Here is a 19353-nt window from a genome sequence, read left to right on the forward strand (position 1 = left end):
GTCGGGCACGAGCCCGTCCCAGGTGAAGTAGTCGCTGGCGTGCTTGCCCTCGTCCGGGTACGCCGCGATGGGCTCGGCGAGCCGGCCGTCGCCGGAGGCGTGCAGGGCGTAGAGGACGTCGATCATCAGGCCGTGGTCGGGGAGGGCGCCGCCCAGCGGGTTGCGGATCGTGCCGTCGTCGGCGAGCTGGGTCTCCAGCCAGCGGGAGGCGGAGCGGGCGGCGGCGAGATCGGCGGCGGCGTCGGCCCGCGCGGGGGGCGGCGGGGCGCCTACGGCGAGTGTCGCGGCGGTGGGCGCACAACCGGGGGGCCGCAGAGGGGAGTTCGGCGCCGGCCGGCAGCCGTGCGCGGCGGCGGGTCACTTCCCGGCCCGGGCGCCGCGGCCGCGGCCCCGGACGGCCCCCGGCCCCCTGCCCTCACCCCTGCCCCCGCCGCTGACCTGCACCGCGAGACACCCCGCCGAGGACCTGAAGGTCGACATCGGGGGCGCTCCAGGCCCGCCGTCCCTCCCTGGCGTCCGGCCCGGCACGGTATGTTCCCGTACGGAGTGGCTAAAACCGGCGGTCGATGCGCGCCGGAGTCACTTCGGATGGCACCGTCTCACCACCAAGGGATCGGGAATGATCACTCTTACCAAGGAAGACGACCCGGCGGACCTGGCCGGGGTTACCCACCTGTCGATAGGGGTCTCCTGGGACCCCACGGTCGGAAGCAGCGGTGGCCTGATCGGCAAGCTGCGCCAGACCAAGGGCACCGACCTCGACCTGATCGCCATCGCCATGGCGGGAGCCGACCCGGTCCGCCTGGCCGGCCTCGACTCGCTTGACCCGATGGGCAACGGCGCGCTGCTGCACAGCGGCGACAACCAGACGGGGAAGGGCGACGGGGACGACGAGACGGTGACCGTCGAGTTCTCCAAGATTCCGGCCCAGATCACCGGCATCGTGTTCGTCGCCGCCGCCTACAAGAAGGGCAGCAGCTTCCAGAAGGCGCGGAACATCAGCTTCAAGGTGTACGACGCCACGGGCGGCAGCACGCAGCAGGTCGCCGACATCTGGCCGAGCCTGCTCTCCGCGGACAACGGCTGCGCCGTGGCCAAGGCCACCCGCAACGGCGCGACCTGGAAGCTTCAGGTGATCAACGAGACGGGGAAGATCAAGCAGGGCAACGAGCACTCGCTCATGCGCTTCGCCGCGGGCAAGTGACGGGAGGCAGCGTGCGCCCGGGCCGCCGCCTCCTGGGTGGACGCTGCTTTCCGCTCGCCCGGCCGTGCTGCTGCCGGGCCGGCGCCCACCGCCGGCAGCAGCCGCCGACGAGGGCGGCCCGCGGCCGACGGGACGCGAACCCGTGCTACGGGCCGGGGGGCCGCTGCCGCGGGGCGTGCTTCCGTGAGCCGGGTTTCGCGCTCCGGCAGATGGCGTAACGGGCGCCGGGCGCAGGCACCGTGATCCATAGCCTGACGTCCGGCGCGAGCCCTCGCGCCTGTCGGACGGAGAAAGCGGGCCCCCGGTGAAACTCCCCCTGCGGTTGACGACCTGGCTCACCGCGGCGGCGGCCGCGCTGCTCACGGCGGTCGGTACCGCCCCTGCCGGTGCGGACGACGCATGGCGGAAGGTCGGCGGCGACGTCCGCAGCGGCGTCAGCGGCGCCGCGTACGAGGGCGGCACCGCGGCCGGGGCGGACCTGCTCGTCGTACACGACAACAAGCGGTCCGGGCAGCGGCGGCTGTCCCGGATCACGCACGGGGAGGGCTCCGACGTCGTCGCCCCGATCACCTGGGACGGACCGGAACCCGTCGACCTGGAGGCCATCGAGGCCGTCCCCGGGCTGCCGGGCGAGTACCTGGCGCTCGCCGCCCGCGGCATCGTCTACCGCCTCAAGGTCGCCGGCACCACGGCGACGGTCACCGACTACTCCCCGCTGCCGGCCATCGGCGAGGGCGACGACTACGAGAGCTTCGCGATCGTCGCCCAGAACGGCCAGCTCGCGGCCACCTGGGCGGACCGGGGAGCCGGCGCGGACCGCTCCGCCACCCTGTACGCCGCCGCCCTGACCTTCGCCCCGTGGGGCCAGCCGCAGTGGGGCACCGTGACGCGCCGCGCCTACCTGGCGCCGTACCCGACAGACGACGGCACGCGCCACATCTCCGACATCACGGTCACCGATTCCGGTCGTATCCTCGCGAGTTCGGCGGCAGACGCCGGCGACGACGGCCCCTTCGACTCCGCGGTGAGCGACGCCGGCCGCGTGACCGTAGCGGCGAACGGCCGCGTCCGCGTCACGCTCGCCGCCTCCCCGAACGTGCTCGGAAAGTTCCCCGGCTACAAGATCGAGGCCGTGGAGTGCCTCCCCGGATCCGCCGACGCCTTCCTGGGCACGGACGACGAAAACCTCGGCGGCTACGTACGCACCATGCCGCTCTGCGCCACCTGAGCCCGGAACGGAACGAGCCCGCCGCGATCAGGGGAAGTCGCTGCGCCAGAGCACCAGCGTCGCCGTCCCCAGCGCCAGCACCTGGAACGCGAGCAGGCGCCAGCGCCGGCCGATGCCGAGGACCAGCACCCAGAGCGCGATGACGCCGACGCCGACCTGGGCGACCTCGACCCGCGCCGACTCCGACATGTCGGTGGACCCCGCCATCCAGCCCTCGGACCAGCTGATGGAGAACAGCATCCAGGCAACAAGGACCGCGTCCAGGAACAACGCGGTGACCACCATGAGCACGGTCTCCGCGGTGGACGGCTCGCCCCGCCCCGCGGTCGGACGCTCCGGCGGAATCGGATCGAGGTCGTGCCAGGACGGCGTACTCACCACGACGGGCCTCCGTAAAGCGGGTCGGGGGGTAGCCCGAGTATCCGGGGGCCCACCGCGCCACGGCATGAGTACGGCTACTCAGAGCGCCGCGCTTTCCTACCGGGGTACCGCCCGGCTTCAGGCGAGGAGCAGGTCCTCGTAGACGTGGTGGTCGCGGCTGCTGACGCGGTCGTGCGGCAGCTCGGCCGCGCGGGCGTGCTCGCCGACGTCGGCGAGGGCACGCGCCAGGGTGTCCTGGACGATCTCCCGTTCCACCCGTACGCCGCCGAGCCGCGCCACCTCCGCGCCCAGCCCGGTCAGCAGCTCCACCGCCGACCGCGGCCGGCCCGCGGTGACGTGCCGCGAGCGCCTCGACGACCGGGGCGAGGACCTCGCGGTAGTCGTGGCGCGGGTCGGCGGCGGCCCGGCGGGCGAGGGCGTGCAGATCGTCCGTGGCGGCTTCCACGGCCAGGGCCAGCGCGAGGTTGAAGGTGTGGAAGACCTCCGCCATCCCGCCGGGAGCGGCCAGCAACTCCCGTACGTGGCCCGGTTCGCAGCGCCCGGCGGGGGTCTGCCGGATGAGCAGCAGCCGCCAGTCGGTCGCCGCCCGCATCCCCACGTCGGAGCGGGCCAGCACCTCGTCCGCCCGCCGGCGCGCGTCCGCGAAGTCGCCGCAGGCGAGGGACTGGAGTGCGGCGTGCCAGTTGATATGGCGGAAGTGCATCGCCTGCGGGTCGGCCGCGAGCCACCGGTCGAGGAAGGCCGTCGCGGCCGGGCCCGCGCCCTCCTCCTGCTGCGCGTGCGCACGGGCGTGCACCGCCACCCCGGACCGGGGGTTGCGGGCCAGGGCCCGGTCCGCCAGCTCGTGGGCCTCCTGGGTACGGCCCTGCTCGACCCGTACCCAGGCCAGCCAGCTCGTCCAGGCCCAGTCGTCCGGCCCGGCGGCGGCGCACTGCTGCTCGACCAGGGCGTCGCCCCGCGCGCGGTACGCGGCGTCGCCGCAGGTGTGGAAGACGTCGAGCATCAGCCCGGCCGCCTCGTCCCCGGGCCACCGGGCGAAATGCGTCAGCAGGTGGTCGGCGGCCAGCCGGAATCGGCGGTCCGCCCGCTCAGCCGGCGCAGCCGGGGACGGGGGAGGGGGAGCCGGCGCAGTTGTTGGGCAGGTTGCCGGTGACGGGGGAGCGGGTGGCGGTGACGCGGCCCCCGTTGAGGATGCCGCCGGCGGTCTCGGCCGCCCGGTTGCCGGTGACGGGGGTGTCGTGGAGGTGGAGCGCGCTGAGGCTGCCGTTGTTGAGGATCCCGCCGCCGACGCCGCCGGTCGCCCGGTTCGTGACGACCCGGCTCGTGGAGAGGGTGACGGTCCCCGCGTTGGTGAAGAGGCCGCCGCCGCCGAAGGCCGCCGCCGGGTGACGAGGGGTGGACCGGGTGCCAGGGGCTGGAGAGCCGACCCACCCCGCCCGCGGCCACAACGACCGCAGGATCGCCCGCAGCGTCGCTCTCGGCGAGCCCGTCACTCAGCCTGACCCGGAGAGGACCTGGGTCCGCACCGCCCCGGAAGAGATGGCCGCCGAGACCCTGGCCGGCTTCCCGGACCGGTCCCGATGAGCTCTGGACGACCTGCGCGCACTCGTGTCCGGCCACCCGATCATCGCCGAGGGCTGAGGGCTTCGACCCGAACTCGTGGCACCCCTCCTCGACTCACCGCGCCGGATGGTCGTGATGGTGCCCACGCCCGAGTTCCGGGCCCGGCAGTCTTGCGAGCTGCCGCGGGCCACCTCTCTCGGACACCGCGTCAGTGACCCCGTCCGGGCGCAGGCCAATCGCCTGGCCCGCGACCGACTCGTCGCCGAGGACGCCGTCCGCCGCGCTGACCAGCTCGGCATCCGGGTGATCGCCGTGGACGGCTCCCGCGACGCCGCCGCGATCGCGGAGACCGTCGCAGATCACTTCGCCCCCTACCTCCCAGGGCAGGACCGCAGGGCTTGATCACCGGTACGCATTCAGTAGGTGCTGCCCAAGCCCGGCAGGAGGGAGGGGCAAACCGCCCTCGGCGGGTCCCGCCCTTCACCCACACCGGTCCGCCACCCCTCTTGATATGCAAGTGGCTACTTGCCTATGGTGTGGGTGTGCCAGACGACGTGTTCAAGGCGCTGGCCGACCCGAACCGCAGAACGATCCTCGACGAGCTGACGGAACGGGACGGCCAGACCCTCTTCGAAATCTGTGCGCGGCTCTCCACGAAGCACGGTCTCGGCCTGTCCCGACAGGCGATCAGCCAGCACCTTGCCGTCCTGGAAGCCGCGGGACTGATCAAGACGCGGCGCGAAGGCCGCTACAAATTCCACGACCTCATCACGCAACCGCTTGAGCAGATCGTCGACCGGTGGCTCAAGCCCAACGCATCGGAGCCGGAGAAGTGAAGATCTACGTAGCCCACGTGTTCGTCGACGACCAGGCCAAGGCAGAACGCTTCTACACGCAGGTACTGGACTTCGTGAAGAAGAACGACATCCCCCTCGGCGGCGGCGCCCGGTGGCTGACCGTGGTCTCGCCGGAGAACCCCGAGGGCGCCGAGCTGCTACTGGAACCGTCCGGCCACCCCGCGGTCCCGCCGTACAAGGAGGCACTGGTCAACGACGGCATCCCGGCCACCTCCTTCGAGGTCGAAGACGTGCACGCGGAAACCGCCCGGCTGCGCGAACGGGGCGTGGTGTTCACGCAGGAACCGGCGGACATGGGCGCGGTCACCACGGCGGTCTTCGACGACACCTGCGGCAACCTCATCCAGATCGTCCACCACAACAAGGTGTAGCCGGACCCGGCCGGCTCGTCCGTACCGCGTGCTTGAGCAACCTGACGCCCGCGAACGGGCCGCGCGCGCCCGCGGTCGCAGCGCGAAGAAGAGTCCGAAGGCGAACTCCAACGGGCGCAGGCTGGACCGGTCTTACTACGGGTTGGGCCCGATGTCCGAGGCGGCGGCGACAGCCGCGTGCCCGAACGCAACGGTGTTGCGTGAGTCTGGGGGACTCGGGTGCGCGGAGGAAGGGCTTGCCCTACCGTGGCGCCCAGCAGAATTCGGTAGTGCCGGGACCGGGGCACCGTTGGGTCTGCCGAGCCGCCACTGACCAAACGTCGCGGTACACGAAGTAGTTACAGGAATTTTCACGGGGGGTAGTTCATGACGCGCCGTCACGTGCGTGCTATAGCCGTCTTTGCCATCGTCTTCATCACCCTGACCGGGGCCCGCCGATCCGGCGACGGCGGCTGTGACGACGACGACAGTTCAAGCACATCCACCACCGGGGGCGGTTACTCGTCGGGTGGCGGGGACGACGACATAGAGGACGACATAGACATCGAAGAAAACACCGACATACCCGGCACAAGTGTGCCCGGCGCCGACACCACGCCGACCGACTCGAACGCCCTCGCCGACGTCCGCATAGCCAATTGCGACTACGACGAGACCAGCCAGGAGTTCACGTCCGACGTGACGATCACCAACTCCTCCTCCACGCAGACATACCGCTACCGCATCCTCATCGCAGTGAACGAGCAGGAAGGCGGAGTCACCGGCGACAAGCTGCTGAGCAGCGACACGGTGTCGCTGGACAGCCTCGCCCCCGGGCAGAGCCAGACCGTGCCGTCCGAGTCCTTCCGCCCGCTACAGGAGACCACCACCTTCGAGTGCTCAATCTCCCGCGCCAGCAAGTATCCGGTGAGCTAGAACGACCCGTTCCCCTGGCCGTCGGCGGCAGCTCCGCCCGGCCGGCCGAACCCTGGGAGAAAACCCCGCTGGAAACCCGTGAGCTGCTCTGCGCGCTGGGAACTTGGTATGCAGAGCAGTGCGACGGCGACCGGGAGCACGAGTTCGGGGTGAAGATCGAGACCTTGGACAACCCCGGATGGCTCATTCAGGTCGATCTGCCCGGAACGAGCAAGGAAGGCGTCACCCTCGCCCCAGAATTGGCGGAGGAAACCGACGGATCGTGGCTGCACAGTTCTGCGGACGGCAGCATCCTGCGGATCGCATGCGGCCCCAAGGACCTGGAAAGAGCCGTCCGCGCGGCACTAAAGTTCCTCACGGCCTGAGCACCACGGCCTTGCGCGTAATCCAGAGCTTGATAGGTCCTGGAGGCGCAGCGTGACCGCGCGCCTCGGGAAAACACGAAAGGCCCGGGTCGATGACCCGGGCCTTTCGTCTGGAGCGGGCGACGGGAATCGAACCCGCGCTCTGAGCTTGGGAATCCCACCGCCTCGGTGCGCTGGCGATCCTCTGACCTGCACTGACGTAGGTCGATCGGGGTGCGGCATGGCACGCATCGTGTCCGTGGCAGACCCGTCTTGTCCACGGCGTATGGCACGCGTATGGCACGGCGGGTCGAACGCCGGTTGGACATCGGTGTCTTGGTGACGGACGGACTCACGGGTGCTTCCCTCGTCCGTCGTATGTCGTGGGCTTTGCTCCCGCGAGCCTTACCGATCCTGTCAGGTGGGCGCTGCGGCGTACGTCGTGGCGGTCGGCCCGGCGGTGCGTTACTCAGGGCGTGCGTTCGCGGGTGACGGTGCACGGCTCCAGGATCGTCGTCGGCGCCTGAATACCCGAGGTGTAGACGAGGTGCGGCGCCGGCCTGGCGTGCGGCGTCGATGGCGTGGCCGTGCTGGGTCACCCGTTCGCCGGGACCGAAAGTGATGAGGAGCAGTTCCGCGACGCCATCAACGGTCTTGGCGGTGCCGACGATGTCGTCCAGGTCGACGGTGGCGGTGCGCAGACCGCGGTCGGCGGGTTCGGCGAGGCGGTCGGTGTTGCGGCCGAGTGCCAGGATGTCGTCGGCGGGGACGCTGTGGTCGAGGAGGTCGTCGATGGTGAGGGCGCCGAGCTTGCCGGTCGCGCCGATGATCGCGAGGGTCATCGGGGTTCTCTTCCTTCGTGGGGGCGGGGTCAGTTGCTGATGGCGGGGGCGCGTCCGACGTAGGTGGTCTCGTCGACCTGGGCGGCGGTGAACGCGGCGGTGTCGGCGCGGCTGACGGCGAAGCCGAGCTTGTCCGTACCGAAGAAGCCGACCCGCAGGCGGTCCTGCTTGGGGGTGTTGGGGGCGATGAACCGCACGACGGTCGAGTCGGCGCGATCCTGGTGATCGCCCCGACGCTGGTCCTCTTCCTCTTCCTGCTACATCTACAACGGCTTCGCCCAGGGAGCCTTCCAGCCCTGGGCACGCATTTCCGTTGTCCCTTTCTCGCGGACGATGGTCTTTGCCCGGCCATGTGCGACAGGAGAATGAGCTGAACGCCTGTCATGGGGCCACTTCGTGCCACGTCAGCCGGTCGTCGCGGCCTGCTCGGGCGGCTGGGCATCGTAGTTGGCCACGCCCCCGAGGTACCTTTCGGCGAACACCGCCCAGGAGCCGTCCGCGATCATCTGTTCGACCGCCTTGTCGATGTCGTCGCGCAGCTCCGTCTCGCCCTTGGGTACCCCGACGCCGTAGAAGTGCTCGGCGCTGAGTTCCAGTCCGGCCAGCCGGTAGTCACTGGCGTTCCCACCGTGGGTGGCGTATCCGACGAGGAGGGAGTCGTCGGTGGTCAGGGCGTCGACCTCGCCTTTGTCCAGGGCGGTGAGGCATTCCGTAGAGGAGGCGCGCTCCGTGAGGTCCGCGCCCGGTGCCCCTCCCTCCTTCACGACCTGCGCAGAGGTGGAGCCGGCGACCGCGCACAGCCTCATGTCGTTGAGGTCCGTCGCATCCGGTGCCCGGTCGTCGGCGCGCATCAGCAGGTCCTGGCGGGCGGAGAGATAGGGGCCGGCGAAGTTGACCTGTTCTTTCCGCGCGTCGGTGATCTCATAGCTCGCGACGACGAAGTCGACCTTGCCGCGTACAAGGAGGCTCGTACGCTCGGTGGCGGACAATTCCCGCCACGTGATGTCCTCGGCCTCGACGCCGAGTTCGCCGGCAATGTACCTGGCGACGTCGACCTCGAACCCAACGTATTCTCCGTCCCGGTCGCAGTAGCTCATGTTCGACTGGTCGGGCATGATGCCGATCGTCAGGCTCTTACGCCCTCTACCGTCACCGGAGCCGGACTCGGCCGAGGAGTCAGTGGCGCACTCGGTTGGCGAGTCGCCTGCTGTCGCGCCGTCACCGCCCGACGGCAGCAGCCATACCGTCGTCGCCACCGCGAGCGCTCCAACGGCCAGGGCGGCCGTGGCCATCAACGAGCCCCGGCGTCGCGGCGGTGCCGGGAGCGTCGGCGGCGCCACTCCGGTCAGCCGCCGGTACGCCGGTAACTCCGCCAGCGCGCGCGTCACGCCGCACCGCCGGACGATTTCCAGCGGGTCAGGCCGCCGCGCCGGGTCCCGGGCGACGCACTGCCGGATGAGCTCGGCCAGCCCGGATTCCACGCCGTCGACATCGATCTCGCCGTGTACCACACGGTAGCTCACGGCCGGCCACTCCCCGCCGCCGTACGGTGACCGGCCGGTCGCGCCGGCGGCCATCGTCGCGCCAAGCGCGAACACATCCGCCGCCGGGCCCGCCTCGCCGCCCAGCAGCACCTCGGGCGCGGTATAACCGGGGGTACCCGGCATTTGCCCCGTGCGGGTGAGCTGCGTGTGTTCCGCCGCCCGGGCGATACCGAAGTCGATCAACTGCGGCCCTCCCGGGGCCAGGATGACGTTGTGCGGCTTCACGTCCCGATGGACCACCCCGTGCCCGTGCACCGCCGCCAGCGCCTCCGCCAGCGCCGCGAACAGCCCCATGCACAGGGTGGGTTCGAGTGGCGTGCCGCGTGATGCCTTCAGCAGCGTCGGGCCCGGTACGAACTCCGTCGCCAGCCAATACGGCGGCACGTCCAGGGAAGCGCCGACGAGACGAGCGGTGTACGGGCTGCGCACCACCCGCACCGTCGCCACCTCACGCCGGAACCGGATCAGGACATCGGCATCCTCCGCGAAATCCTCGCGGATCACCTTGATCGCCACCTGCATCCCACCCGGCGACTGCCCCAGATACACCCGTCCCATGCCGCCACTACCCAGCCTGGCCAGCAGCCTGAACTCGCCCAGACGCTTGGGATCCTGGCTTCTCAAATTCTCCACGCCCACCACTCTTGCAGAGCGGCGTGCACCAGGCAGAGCAGGAGATCGGACTGCCGAACGCCACTTCCGATCCCCATCCCGGCGGACGAGTGACACCAACGTGAGACGGACTCCGAGGGGACAGCGCCTGAGACGGCTGGGTGACGGCGCAGCAGTGCACGTCGTTCCGGGGTGTAGCGGATCACCTGCTGTCGAGCTTCGTAACGGCATGTTGTGTGCTGCAAGATGGCGACGCACCGTGGGCAGTTGAGTTCCCGGTTCCAGGGCGCGAGCCTCGTGCGATCCGAGGTACGTCACCTGCCGGCCGGCGGCAGCGAACTCTTCGGCAAGCAGCTGTGGGGAGACCTCCGCGCCTCCGATCAACAGCGATGGCGGGGTACGGCGCCAGACGAACAGGACGCTCGGCACAGGCTCGCCCACCTCCGTCGTCGGCCAGTACCCGTATCTCCTGGGCGACGTGCTCCGCTGGCCGCTCGGCGGACAGAACCGTGGTCTGTCCGGTGATCGGTGGTTCAGGCTTGTCGATGAAGTATGAGCGGGTATGGGCGATGAACGCGGGACGGCGCGACGCTGAAGGACAGCATGGTGCGTGCCGGCCAGTCCACCGACGGGCCGCGCTGATCTACCAGCACTCGAACCTGCAACGCCAGCGGGAGATTGCAGACGCACTCGACGCGGGGGTTGAAGTGGTCTAGACAACATAGAAGCCCAGGTTGTTGACCTGGGACTTTCTTCTGGAGCGGGCGACGGGATTCGAACCCGCGCTCTGAGCTTGGGAATCCCACAGCCTTGAGCCGCCGATGCGATTCCGACCTGCGGCGACGCACCTGAAGTGGCTCGCAGGAGCGCGCACTCTCTGTCCGTCGTTGTCTCGTCTTCCCCGCGGTGTATGGCACGTGAGTGGCACGGAGGCCGAGGCGACAGCCAGTTGCTGCACTGGCGATGGGCAGAATCTTGACGGGCGTGGTGATCCAGTGCGCCGCATTCCCGGCGTTTGCTCCCGTGAGCCGCATGAGTCCTGCAAAGCTGACGGTGTGACGTACGTCGTGACGGTAGACGACCGGATCGCGGATGGTGCTCCGGAGATGGACGAGCTACAGCGCGTCGGCGCGATCACTCGGTTGGAGCAGGGGTTCGACGCGGTGGAGGAGATCGCGGGCCCGGTCTCATAGACCGGGCGTACCGCGCAGCCCACCACCTGCGAGCCTCGGACGACATCACGCCGACAAGTTCAAGAACGGGAATGGATGGGGTACGCGTGCGTGGCGCCGGTCGCCAGCTCACGCTCGATCAGGTGAAGCCTTTCGTTCAGTAGCGGCGGATACCGGCTCGACGGCCCCCCGCGCGGCCTGGTCGGCAGCCCTCGACGAGGTCTGGGCATGCCGACGGTGGGCCCCGCGAGCCCGGAAGCCATCGTCCGGCCTACCGGCCGCAGCGCGGGTCGGCACGGCAGAATGAGATCGTGAGCGACGAAGACGTGGATCTGGCCGACCTGCTGGGAACTCAGGAATCCGCCTGCCTTGAGTTCAAGCGCACTCCCAAGCGCGAGGGCAGGCGAGGAGACGCCATCGGCAACGCAGTATGCGCCATGGCCAACGACCTGAGTGGTCGTGGCGGGGGTGACATCCTCGTAGGAGTGGACGACAAGGGGATGCCCGTCGACGATGTCGATCTGAGCGATCGTGCGCTCCTCCAGCTCACCGAGATCCGAGACTCCGGCCTCATCCTCGACCGCCCGTCCCTCACGGTCGAGCGGGCCGTCTACCGAGGCAAACCCGTCGTCCGGCTCCACGTGGCCGCATCCGCGACCCCGCCGGTGCGGTTCGACGGTGTCATCTGGGTCCGTCCGGGCCCGACCACGCGTAAGGCCAGCCGGGAGGACGAGCGGGTTCTCACCGAGCGCCGACGAGCCATAGACCGTCCCTTCGACACGCGTGCAATGGAGCTGGTCCGCGTCGATGACCTGGATCTGGATGTGTTCCGGCAGTCGTATCTGCCTTCCATGGTCGCCCCGGACGTCATCGAGGAGAACGGCCGCCCCATCGACCGGCAGCTCTCCTCACTCCACCTGATGACCCCCGGCGGCACGCCGACCACGCTCGGAGTGCTGGCCGTTGGACTCGACCCCACTAATCATGTGCCCGGGGCCTACGTCCAGTTCGTCCGCTACCAGGGCGTTGACCTCGATGCCCCGATCGTCGATGAGCAGGAACTCCGGCAGAACCTGGTAGGGCTCTCGGCACGTCTGGAACCTCTCCTGCGCAGCAATCTGCGCACGAGGCTCGTGGAGGACGGGTTCCGGGAGACGCCCCGCCCGGACTATCCACTGGAGGCACTGCGCGAGCTTTGCATGAACGCGCTCATGCACCGGAACTACGAGACCTCCTACGCACCGACCCGGATCGTCTGGTTCGACGACCGAATCGAGATCACCAATCCCGGCGGACCGTTCGGGCAAGTCCGGGACGACAACTTCGACCGTGTTACTGACTACCGCAATCCGTCCCTGGCCGCCGCGATGAAAGGGCTTGGATATGTGAACCGGTTCGGACGGGGAATCGGGCGAGCGAGAAGGGCGCTAGAGGACAACAGAAATCCGCCCCCCGAGTTCCAGGTGGACGATTCGTCGTGGGTCGTCGTGATCAGGAGAGCTGCATGACATCGATCGCCCTGTTCAACAACAAGGGAGGCGTGGGAAAGACCACCCTTACCTACCACCTGGCCCACATGATCCGGCGCCTTGGTCTGAGCGTTCTCGCCGTCGACCTGGATCCCCAGGCGAACCTGACCTCCATGTGCCTGGACGAGACGGAGATCGAGGAGCTCTGGGAGAACCCCTCCGAGCTCATCAACCAGGGCGCGGTTCCGGCGGGCCTGCCGGGGGTCGGACGGGTTCGCAGCGGACAGACCATCGCCGATGCCGTCCGCCCCATCCTCGAAGGGACGGGCGACATCGCGGCTATCGAGCCTGCCAGGCTCCAGCCCGACCTCTGGTTGCTGCCCGGCAGCCTTGACCTCAGCCGCTTCGAGGACAAGTTGTCCAACGAATGGTCACGTGCCTACGCGGGTGACATCGCGGCCATCCGTACATCGACAGCATTCCACCGGATCATGGAGCAGGCGGCGAGTGCTGTGGCCGCCGACATCGTGCTGATCGACGTCGGCCCCAACCTAGGAGCCATCAACCGGGCCGCATTGATTTCCGCCGACTCGGTACTGATGCCATTGGCCGCGGACCTGTTCTCGCTTAAGGGCCTCAGCAACCTGGGGCCTACACTGCGCCAGTGGCGCGCCGACTGGCAGCAGCTCGTCCTTCCCAGGGTGCCGCCAAGCATCTCCGCGCCCGAAGCCGGGATGCGGCCCCTCGGGTACGTGATCATGCAGCCGGAGATGCGACTCGACCGGCCGGTCAGGGCGTACGAGCGGTGGCTCAAGCGGATTCCCTGGGTCTACTCCTCAGCGGTTCTCGCCGAGTCGCAGCCCACCCGTGACGACGACCAGCACCGCATCGCGACCATGCGGAACTACCGGAGTCTGATGCCTCTGGCACACGACGCAAGGAAGCCGATGTTCGATCTGAAGCCGGCGGACGGCGCACTGGGCAGCACCCAGCAGTACGTGAAGACCTGCTTTAAGGAGTTCCAGACGCTGTCCCGCGAGGTGCTCGTACGGGTCGGCGAGCCCTTGGAGGGGGTTCGCCCGCTGGCACCGGCCGGCCCGAGCTAGCTTGGATTCTTTGACTTTCGTGACAGTCTCGGATCCTTCGGTGGGCCGTGTCAGTTGTTCAGGATGGTGGCGGCCAGGCTGATGGCAGGACTGTCCCGTCGGGCGGGCGCCGGGTTCCCCGGTAGCGGTCAGGCTGGTGCTAGTCGCAGGGACGGGAACGTTCGGGTTAGGGGCATCAGAGTGAGTCGCCGCTTCAGTGGATGACCGGGGGCGCCGGAGGGGCGCAAGCCCGGGCCGGGACCGAAGCTACTGGTGCGGATCTGGTGCAAGGCCCAATGCAGGTCTAGACGATGCACAATCCCCAGGTCGCTGACCTGGGGATTCGTCGTGGAGCGGGCGACGGGAATCGAACCCGCGCTCTGAGCTTGGGAAGCTCATGTTCTACCATTAAACTACGCCCGCGTGGGCGCCCCCGTGGGGCGCCTCACCGGTGTCACTCTACCGTATGTGTGCCCCCCGGCGAGGTCGTCGGGGGGCTGCTTGGTGTTGCGGCGTGGAGGGGCCAGGTGGGGGTGGGAGTTGGGGTTACGGTGGGTGGGGGTGGCGTTGGGGTGGGGTGGTTGGTCCCGTAGTGTGGCTTTTGTTGCTTTACGGGGAAGGAGCCTGATGGAGTCCACCGTCGTCCGATGTGCCGAAGGGCACGTCTTCAGCACCAACTCGCTCCCGATGCAGAGCGTCGGCGCCGCCCGGCGGATCGGGTCCGGCGGACTCGTACGGTGTCCGCGCTGTGCGCGGTTGCGGAACGTCGTGCCGGTGGGGAAGGACGGGGCGCGGTAGCGCGCCGGGGCAGCCGGTAGGGTCGGGGCGTGCTGCTCTCTGACAAGGACATCCGGACCGAAGTCGATGCCGGGCGGGTACGGATCGAGCCCTTCGACGACGTGATGATCCAGCCGTCCAGCGTGGACGTACGCCTCGACCGCTACTTCCGGGTCTTCGAGAACCACCGCTATCCCCACATCGACCCCGCCGTCGAACAGGGCGACCTCACGCGGCTCGTGGAGCCCGAGGGCGACGAGTGCTTCATCCTGCACCCCGGGGAGTTCGTGCTGGCCTCCACGTACGAGGTCATCTCCCTGCCCGACGACATCGCCTCCCGGCTCGAAGGCAAGTCCAGCCTCGGGCGGCTCGGGCTGCTCACGCACTCCACCGCCGGCTTCATCGACCCCGGGTTCAGCGGTCACGTCACGCTCGAACTGTCCAACGTCGCCACGCTGCCCATAAAGCTCTGGCCCGGCATGAAGATCGGCCAGCTCTGCATGTTCCGGCTCAGCTCGCCCGCCGAGCATCCCTACGGGTCCGCCAAGTACGGCTCCCGTTATCAGGGACAGCGGGGGCCCACGCCGTCCCGGTCATTCCTCAACTTCCACCGTACGGTCGTCTGATCCGGGCCGTACGCCTCAGAGCGTGCCCAGCTTGATCAGCGCCAGCAGCGCCACCAACTGGATCGAGCACGCGCCCAGCGCCCGCGGCCACGGCAGGTCGTGCGACTTGCTCACCATCGACGTCAGCAGCACCCCCGCGGCCAGCCACGTCAGCCAGCCCACGCCCTGCGCGAACGTGTCCTCGCCGCCCATGAACATCGCGACCAGCAGCCGCGGCGCGTCCGTGATCGCCACCACCAGCATCGCCAGCCCCACCGTCGGCGCCAGCGCGCCCGCCCCGCCCATCTGGCGGGCCAGGGTGTGCGTGACCGTACCCATCACCAGGCCGCTGAGCGTCACGGCGACGCCCGTGGAGATGATCCACGGGATGCTCGCGGAGATCGTGGAGTTGAGCACCTCGTCGCGCGCCTGCTCCAGGCCGAAGACCGCGAGCATGCCGTAGAGGAAGCTGACCGTCAGCGCCGGGCCCCACATGCTGTGGTCCCGCATCTGCCAGAACGTGCGGTTCGGGTGGAAGACGATCCCGCGGAGCAGGTCCTTCCAGTGCAGCCGCGGGCCTACGGGCGGGGCCGCCGTCTCGCCCGCGCGGTAGACCTGGCCGTCCTGGTACGGGCCGTAGTCGTCGGGGCCGACGCCCACGCCGTACGGCTGGGTGTTGCCCGGCCGGTCCGCGGCGTACGGGTCGTGGCCGCCGCCGTAGTACTCGGGACCCGGGCCGTGGCTGCCCCGGGGCTGCTGCCACTGACCGCCGTACGGGGGCTGCCCCGGCCCCTGTCCGTGGGGCGGCGGGGGACCGCCGTACTGCGGGCCGCCGTGGGGCGGCGGGCCGCCCTGCGGCGGGCCTTGCGGCCGGCCCTGCTGCCTGCTGCCGTGGGGCTGGCGTCCTCGGCCCATCCTGAATCCTGCCACGCAATCGAACGTACCTGGTCTCGCCCGCCGAGTGCACCGGAGCCCGGGAATACGGGGGACCTTTGTGGCCAAGACGGTACTTCCCGTAGGGGATCCGCCTTAGGGGGGAGGGGGCGGGGTGGGGGTTGTGGTGCGGCGGTGGTGCGGGCGCTTGCGGGTGTGGTTGTCCTTCCTGGGGTGAGCCAGGGCCCGGCCGGGGGAGGTCCGGGCCCTGGCCGTCTGTGCGGCGGCCCTACGTCCTCAGCCCGCCGACTCCGCCCCGTACCCCGGCCTGCCCGTCGTCGGCATCCCCACCGACGACGGGTAGATCGCCACCGCCCCGTCCGGCGCCACGCCGGAGGCGGTGGAGCGCAGGGCGTAGACCGCGCCGTTGCTGGCGTTCTCGCCGACCGTGCCGGTGGTCAGGTCGGCGAAGCCGTCCCCGTTGAGGTCGGTGAGGAGGAGGGAGGTGCCGAAGCGGTCGCGGGTTTCGTTGGCGTTGGGTACGCCCGGGGCGTCCTGGTGGAGCTGCGTGCCGCCCGCGGTGCCGAAGCCCGAGCCGTCCGCCGCGCCGCGGAGGACCGTGACGGTGCCGGTGTCCTCCGCCGCGCCGATGTCCTCGTTCGCCGCGGAGACGGCCAGCTCCGGGTGGCCGTCGCCGTCCACGTCGCCCAGGGCCACCTCGCCGCCGAAGGAGTCGCCCTGCTCGGGCGTCCCGGGCACGCCGGGGCTGGCCTGGCTGAGGACGGTGGTGCCCGCGGGGCCGTCGGCCGAGCCGCGGGTGATGCTGACCTTGCCGCCCGGCAGGGGGTCGGTGGCGGGCCCGCTCTCGTCGGCCTGGCCGGTGACGACGTCGTCGTGGCCGTCGCCGTCGATGTCCCCGAGGACGGTCGAGCCGCCGCCGGGCAGCAGCGTCTCGGGGAGGGCCAGGCCGTTGTCGGTGCCCGGGACGTAGGAGGCGGCGTTGGCCTCGTCCCGGTAGCCGTCCACGACGAGGTCGTCCGTGCCGTCTCCGTCGACGTCGCCGGCGGCCAGGCCCTCGGGGCCCCAGATCTGCCCGTTCTGGAGTTGCGAGTCGAACATGTACCACTCGCCGTGGTCGCCCTTCGTGCGGCCGAAGCCGCCCTCGAAGACGTCGATGTACGCACTCGTGGAGGCGACGGCGAGGTCCGTCGTGCCGTCGCCGTCGAAGTCCCCGGCCGCCAGCCCGCGGCCGAAGAGGTCGTGCTCGTACGGGCGCGGGTCGGGCAGCGTCGTACCGCCGGAGAGGCCGTCCGGCCCGCCCCACAGGAGCTGGACCGTGCCGCCGTAGACGTCGCCGCCGACCGCCTCCCCGGGGGCGGCGACGGCGAGGTCGGTGTACCCGTCGCCGTCGAAGTCCGCGGCGGCGGTCCAGCCGCCCCAGCCGTCGCCGTCCTCGGCGGTGCCGGGGACGCCGGCGCTGTGCTGGCTGAGCCGTTTGGCGCGGCTGCCGGAGATGCCGGCGGCGGTGCCGTCGTTCTTCGTGCCGTAATGGGCGACGATCTGGCCGGCGTCCCTTACCCCGGCGACGTACGCGCCCGGTGCGGAGACCGCGACGTCGCGTACCCCGTCGCCGTTGAAGTCGACCACCGCGCCTGAGGGTTCGGCGGCGGACGCGGGGCCCGAGGCGACCGCGAGCAGTCCGCCGGAGACCGCGGCGGCGGTCGCGGCGGCCAGGGCGATACGGATTCTGTGGTGCATGCGGCAGCTCCCGGACAGGCGTTCGGAGAAGGTGATCAGAAGACCGCCGACCGCGGTCAAAGGTTGTATGAATGCGGCTAGTTGGTTCGTATGGTGACAGAAGGTGTCATTCCGTGTACGGGGACGGAGAACGGTGGGGTGGGACGGGAATGGGTGGCGGTTTCCACGCCGCCTTCATCGCCCCGTCCACACCCCGTCCACACCCCGTCCCGCCCTACTCCGCGAGCGTCTCCGGGAACCTCGCGTTCGCCCCGTTCGCGCCCACCGACGCCCCGTTGAACGTCCACGACCCGTCCGCCGTCAGCCCTCCGCCACGGGCCTGGAGCACCCACGCGTACCCCTGCCCCGCGTTCTCGCCCGGCGCGCCCGCGATCAGGCCTGCCCGGCCGTCGCGGTTGGCGTCGTGCAGCCGGACGTCGGAGCCGAAGAGGTCGCCGGGCTCCGCGGCGCCCGGGATGCCCGCGGTGTCCTGGTTGAAGTGCTGCACCCCGCTCGTGGTCAGCCCGCCGGCCGCCCCGCGCAGCAGCCAGACCGCGCCCGCGTCGTCGTCGGTGCCGATCGCCTCGCCCTCGGCGCCGGCCGCCAGGTCGGGGTAGCCGTCGCCGTTGACGTCGCCCAGCGAGACGTCGCTGCCGAAGCGGTCCTCCAGTTCGTACGACCCGGGGACGCCGCCGCTGCCCTGCTGCCACACCTCGGGCTGCCCCGCGCCGGGCCCGCCCGCGGACCCGTACCAGACCTCGACGACGCCGCCCGACAGGTCCCACTCGCCGTGCTCCAGCACCGTGGGGTCGCCGATCGCGAGGTCGTCCGCGCCGTCCTTGTCGATGTCCCCGGCGACGCCGACCGGCCCGCCGCCGAACTCCGTGCGCGTGAAGCCCTCCGGGCCACCGCCCTTGAGGTACAGGGAGTGGCCCTCCAGGTTCTCCAGGTACCACTTCGTGCCGGTGACGACGAGGTCGTCCGCGCCGTCGCCCTCGAAGTCGCCGGCGACCAGGCCGGTGGGCGTGAAGTCCTGCGGGAAGTCGCCGAGCGGGTTGCCCTCCCGGACCCGTGCGGAGGGGCCAGCGCCCCAGCCCCCGTACAGCTCGACGTGGTCCTTCGACAGGATCGCCAGCGCGGTCGACCCGTCGCGGAACCAGTCGCCCGCCGCCAGCCCCGTCGCGTAGGCGTTGCCCTCGATCAGGGAGGCGGGCCGCATGCCCGCCGCGCCGGTGCCGGACAGGCCGCCGGAGGAGCCGTACAGGATGGCGGCGTAGCCGGTGTCCGCGACGCCGCCGAGGTCTTCGCCGGTGATGCCGACGGCGAGGTCGGCGTAGCCGTCGCGGTCGAAGTCGGCGGAGGTGAGGGTGGCGCCGAAGGCGTCGCCGGCCTCGGGGGAGCCGGGGACGCCGGCGGTGGCCTGGCTGACGACCTTGCGCTTGGCGGTGTCGAGCCCGCCGGCCGAGCCGTAGAGCACGGCGACGTACCCGGCGCGCTTGACGCCGTCGACGGTCCCGGAGGGGGCGGCGGTGACGAGGTCGCGGTAGCCGTCGCCGTTGAAGTCGTCGTGGAACTTCGCGGGCGCCGCGGCGGCTTCGGCGGGCGCTGCGGGTGCGGCAGGCGCTGCCGCGGCCGGTGCGGCGCCGCCCGCGAGGGCGGCGCCGGCGACGACGGCCAGAGAGGCCGCTAAGGCGGCGGCAGTCGTGGAGTTACGGCGGTGGTGCGGCATGTCGGGCTCCTGAACGTCGGTGCGGCGGGGTGCGGATACTCAGTG

The 19353-nt window shown here is 70.5% G+C and carries 19 protein-coding genes, 1 tRNA gene and 1 pseudogene; 11 read left to right on the top strand and 10 right to left on the bottom strand.

Features of this window, described 5'->3' with window-relative positions; all coding sequences use genetic code 11:
* Nucleotides 1-619 precede the first annotated feature (619 nt).
* Together QBL21_RS01240 and QBL21_RS01245 are read left to right on the top strand one after the other, a co-directional pair.
* The gene (locus QBL21_RS01240) at nt 620-1204 is read left to right on the top strand and encodes a TerD family protein (protein WP_407560085.1); all 585 of its coding nucleotides are present in this window, start codon (nt 620-622) and stop codon (nt 1202-1204) included.
* 304 nt (nt 1205-1508) lie between these two features.
* Nucleotides 1509-2432, top strand: coding sequence for a hypothetical protein (locus tag QBL21_RS01245; protein WP_407560086.1), 924 nt, complete (start codon nt 1509-1511; stop codon nt 2430-2432).
* A gap of 27 nt (nt 2433-2459) precedes the next feature.
* Here the strand turns inward: QBL21_RS01245 and QBL21_RS01250 are convergent, their stop codons facing one another.
* The 3 genes from QBL21_RS01250 to QBL21_RS01260 form a co-directional block, all read right to left on the bottom strand.
* Nucleotides 2460-2813, bottom strand: a complete 354-nt coding sequence (locus tag QBL21_RS01250) for a hypothetical protein (RefSeq protein WP_407560087.1) — start codon at nt 2811-2813, stop codon at nt 2460-2462.
* A gap of 117 nt (nt 2814-2930) precedes the next feature.
* Complete coding sequence (locus tag QBL21_RS01255) at nt 2931-3122, bottom strand: hypothetical protein (RefSeq protein WP_407560088.1); 192 nt, start codon at nt 3120-3122, stop codon at nt 2931-2933.
* A gap of 779 nt (nt 3123-3901) precedes the next feature.
* On the bottom strand, nt 3902-4306 hold the full coding sequence (locus tag QBL21_RS01260) for a hypothetical protein (RefSeq protein ID WP_407560089.1): 405 nt from the start codon (nt 4304-4306) through the stop codon (nt 3902-3904).
* 166 nt (nt 4307-4472) lie between these two features.
* On the opposite strand from QBL21_RS01260, the gene QBL21_RS01265 reads away from it, so the two are divergent.
* From QBL21_RS01265 to QBL21_RS01285, 5 genes are all read left to right on the top strand, one after another.
* Nucleotides 4473-4778 (top strand): hypothetical protein, encoded by a 306-nt coding sequence (locus QBL21_RS01265; protein ID WP_407560090.1) that lies wholly within the window; start codon nt 4473-4475, stop codon nt 4776-4778.
* Nucleotides 4779-4918: 140 nt separating this feature from the next.
* Nucleotides 4919-5212 (top strand): ArsR/SmtB family transcription factor, encoded by a 294-nt coding sequence (locus tag QBL21_RS01270; protein ID WP_407560091.1) that lies wholly within the window; start codon nt 4919-4921, stop codon nt 5210-5212.
* Nucleotides 5209-5604 (top strand): VOC family protein, encoded by a 396-nt coding sequence (locus QBL21_RS01275; RefSeq protein ID WP_407560092.1) that lies wholly within the window; start codon nt 5209-5211, stop codon nt 5602-5604. Before QBL21_RS01270 ends, QBL21_RS01275 begins: the two co-directional genes overlap by 4 nt.
* Before the next feature lie 381 nt (nt 5605-5985).
* The gene (locus tag QBL21_RS01280; RefSeq protein ID WP_407560093.1) at nt 5986-6519 is read left to right on the top strand and encodes a hypothetical protein; all 534 of its coding nucleotides are present in this window, start codon (nt 5986-5988) and stop codon (nt 6517-6519) included.
* A complete protein-coding gene (locus QBL21_RS01285) occupies nt 6480-6884 on the top strand; it encodes an Imm53 family immunity protein (RefSeq protein ID WP_407560094.1) in 405 nt (134 codons plus the stop codon). The genes QBL21_RS01280 and QBL21_RS01285 overlap by 40 nt, the downstream gene beginning before the upstream one ends.
* A 530-nt stretch (nt 6885-7414) precedes the next feature.
* Here QBL21_RS01285 and QBL21_RS01290 read toward each other — a convergent pair.
* From QBL21_RS01290 to QBL21_RS01300, 3 genes and pseudogenes are all read right to left on the bottom strand, one after another.
* Nucleotides 7415-7705: pseudogene (locus QBL21_RS01290) on the bottom strand (NAD(P)H-binding protein); the annotation flags it as partial.
* 29 nt (nt 7706-7734) lie between these two features.
* Nucleotides 7735-7902: a hypothetical protein gene (locus QBL21_RS01295; protein WP_407560095.1), complete on the bottom strand. Its 168-nt coding sequence runs from the start codon at nt 7900-7902 to the stop codon at nt 7735-7737.
* 207 nt (nt 7903-8109) lie between these two features.
* Nucleotides 8110-9882, bottom strand: a complete 1773-nt coding sequence (locus QBL21_RS01300; protein ID WP_407560096.1) for a serine/threonine-protein kinase — start codon at nt 9880-9882, stop codon at nt 8110-8112.
* Nucleotides 9883-10928: 1046 nt separating this feature from the next.
* On the opposite strand from QBL21_RS01300, the gene QBL21_RS01305 reads away from it, so the two are divergent.
* From QBL21_RS01305 to QBL21_RS01315, 3 genes are all read left to right on the top strand, one after another.
* Nucleotides 10929-11054, top strand: a complete 126-nt coding sequence (locus QBL21_RS01305; protein ID WP_407560097.1) for a hypothetical protein — start codon at nt 10929-10931, stop codon at nt 11052-11054.
* A 290-nt stretch (nt 11055-11344) separates the two neighbouring features.
* On the top strand, nt 11345-12541 hold the full coding sequence (locus QBL21_RS01310; RefSeq protein ID WP_407560098.1) for an ATP-binding protein: 1197 nt from the start codon (nt 11345-11347) through the stop codon (nt 12539-12541).
* Entirely contained in the window at nt 12538-13608 is a 1071-nt protein-coding gene (locus QBL21_RS01315; RefSeq protein ID WP_407560099.1) for a ParA family protein, read from the top strand. The genes QBL21_RS01310 and QBL21_RS01315 overlap by 4 nt, the downstream gene beginning before the upstream one ends.
* A gap of 328 nt (nt 13609-13936) precedes the next feature.
* Here QBL21_RS01315 and QBL21_RS01320 read toward each other — a convergent pair.
* Nucleotides 13937-14010: transfer RNA gene (locus tag QBL21_RS01320), tRNA-Gly, on the bottom strand.
* Between the two features lie 404 nt (nt 14011-14414).
* Between QBL21_RS01320 and dcd the strand changes: the two genes are divergently transcribed.
* Nucleotides 14415-14990 (top strand): dCTP deaminase, encoded by a 576-nt coding sequence (gene dcd, locus QBL21_RS01325; protein WP_407560100.1) that lies wholly within the window; start codon nt 14415-14417, stop codon nt 14988-14990.
* Nucleotides 14991-15005: 15 nt separating this feature from the next.
* Here the strand turns inward: dcd and QBL21_RS01330 are convergent, their stop codons facing one another.
* The 3 genes from QBL21_RS01330 to QBL21_RS01340 form a co-directional block, all read right to left on the bottom strand.
* Nucleotides 15006-15884 (bottom strand): Yip1 family protein, encoded by an 879-nt coding sequence (locus QBL21_RS01330; RefSeq protein WP_407560101.1) that lies wholly within the window; start codon nt 15882-15884, stop codon nt 15006-15008.
* A gap of 255 nt (nt 15885-16139) precedes the next feature.
* On the bottom strand, nt 16140-17600 hold the full coding sequence (locus tag QBL21_RS01335; protein WP_407560102.1) for an FG-GAP and VCBS repeat-containing protein: 1461 nt from the start codon (nt 17598-17600) through the stop codon (nt 16140-16142).
* Between the two features lie 214 nt (nt 17601-17814).
* Nucleotides 17815-19308, bottom strand: a complete 1494-nt coding sequence (locus tag QBL21_RS01340; RefSeq protein ID WP_407560103.1) for an FG-GAP repeat protein — start codon at nt 19306-19308, stop codon at nt 17815-17817.
* Nucleotides 19309-19353: the final 45 nt, after the last annotated feature.

The sequence above is a fragment of the Streptomyces sp. 184 genome (genome assembly GCF_045781775.1).
Taxonomy (GTDB): domain Bacteria; phylum Actinomycetota; class Actinomycetes; order Streptomycetales; family Streptomycetaceae; genus Streptomyces.

Excerpts from the sequence above, each read along its gene's own strand:
- QBL21_RS01330 (WP_407560101.1), bottom strand. The coding sequence starts at position 15,884 with ATGGGCCGAGGACGCCAGCCCCACGGCAGCAGGCAGCAGGGCCGGCCG.
- QBL21_RS01335 (WP_407560102.1), bottom strand. The coding sequence starts at position 17,600 with ATGCACCACAGAATCCGTATCGCCCTGGCCGCCGCGACCGCCGCCGCG.
- QBL21_RS01315 (WP_407560099.1), top strand. The coding sequence starts at position 12,538 with ATGACATCGATCGCCCTGTTCAACAACAAGGGAGGCGTGGGAAAGACC.
- QBL21_RS01240 (WP_407560085.1), top strand. The coding sequence starts at position 620 with ATGATCACTCTTACCAAGGAAGACGACCCGGCGGACCTGGCCGGGGTT.
- QBL21_RS01340 (WP_407560103.1), bottom strand. The coding sequence starts at position 19,308 with ATGCCGCACCACCGCCGTAACTCCACGACTGCCGCCGCCTTAGCGGCC.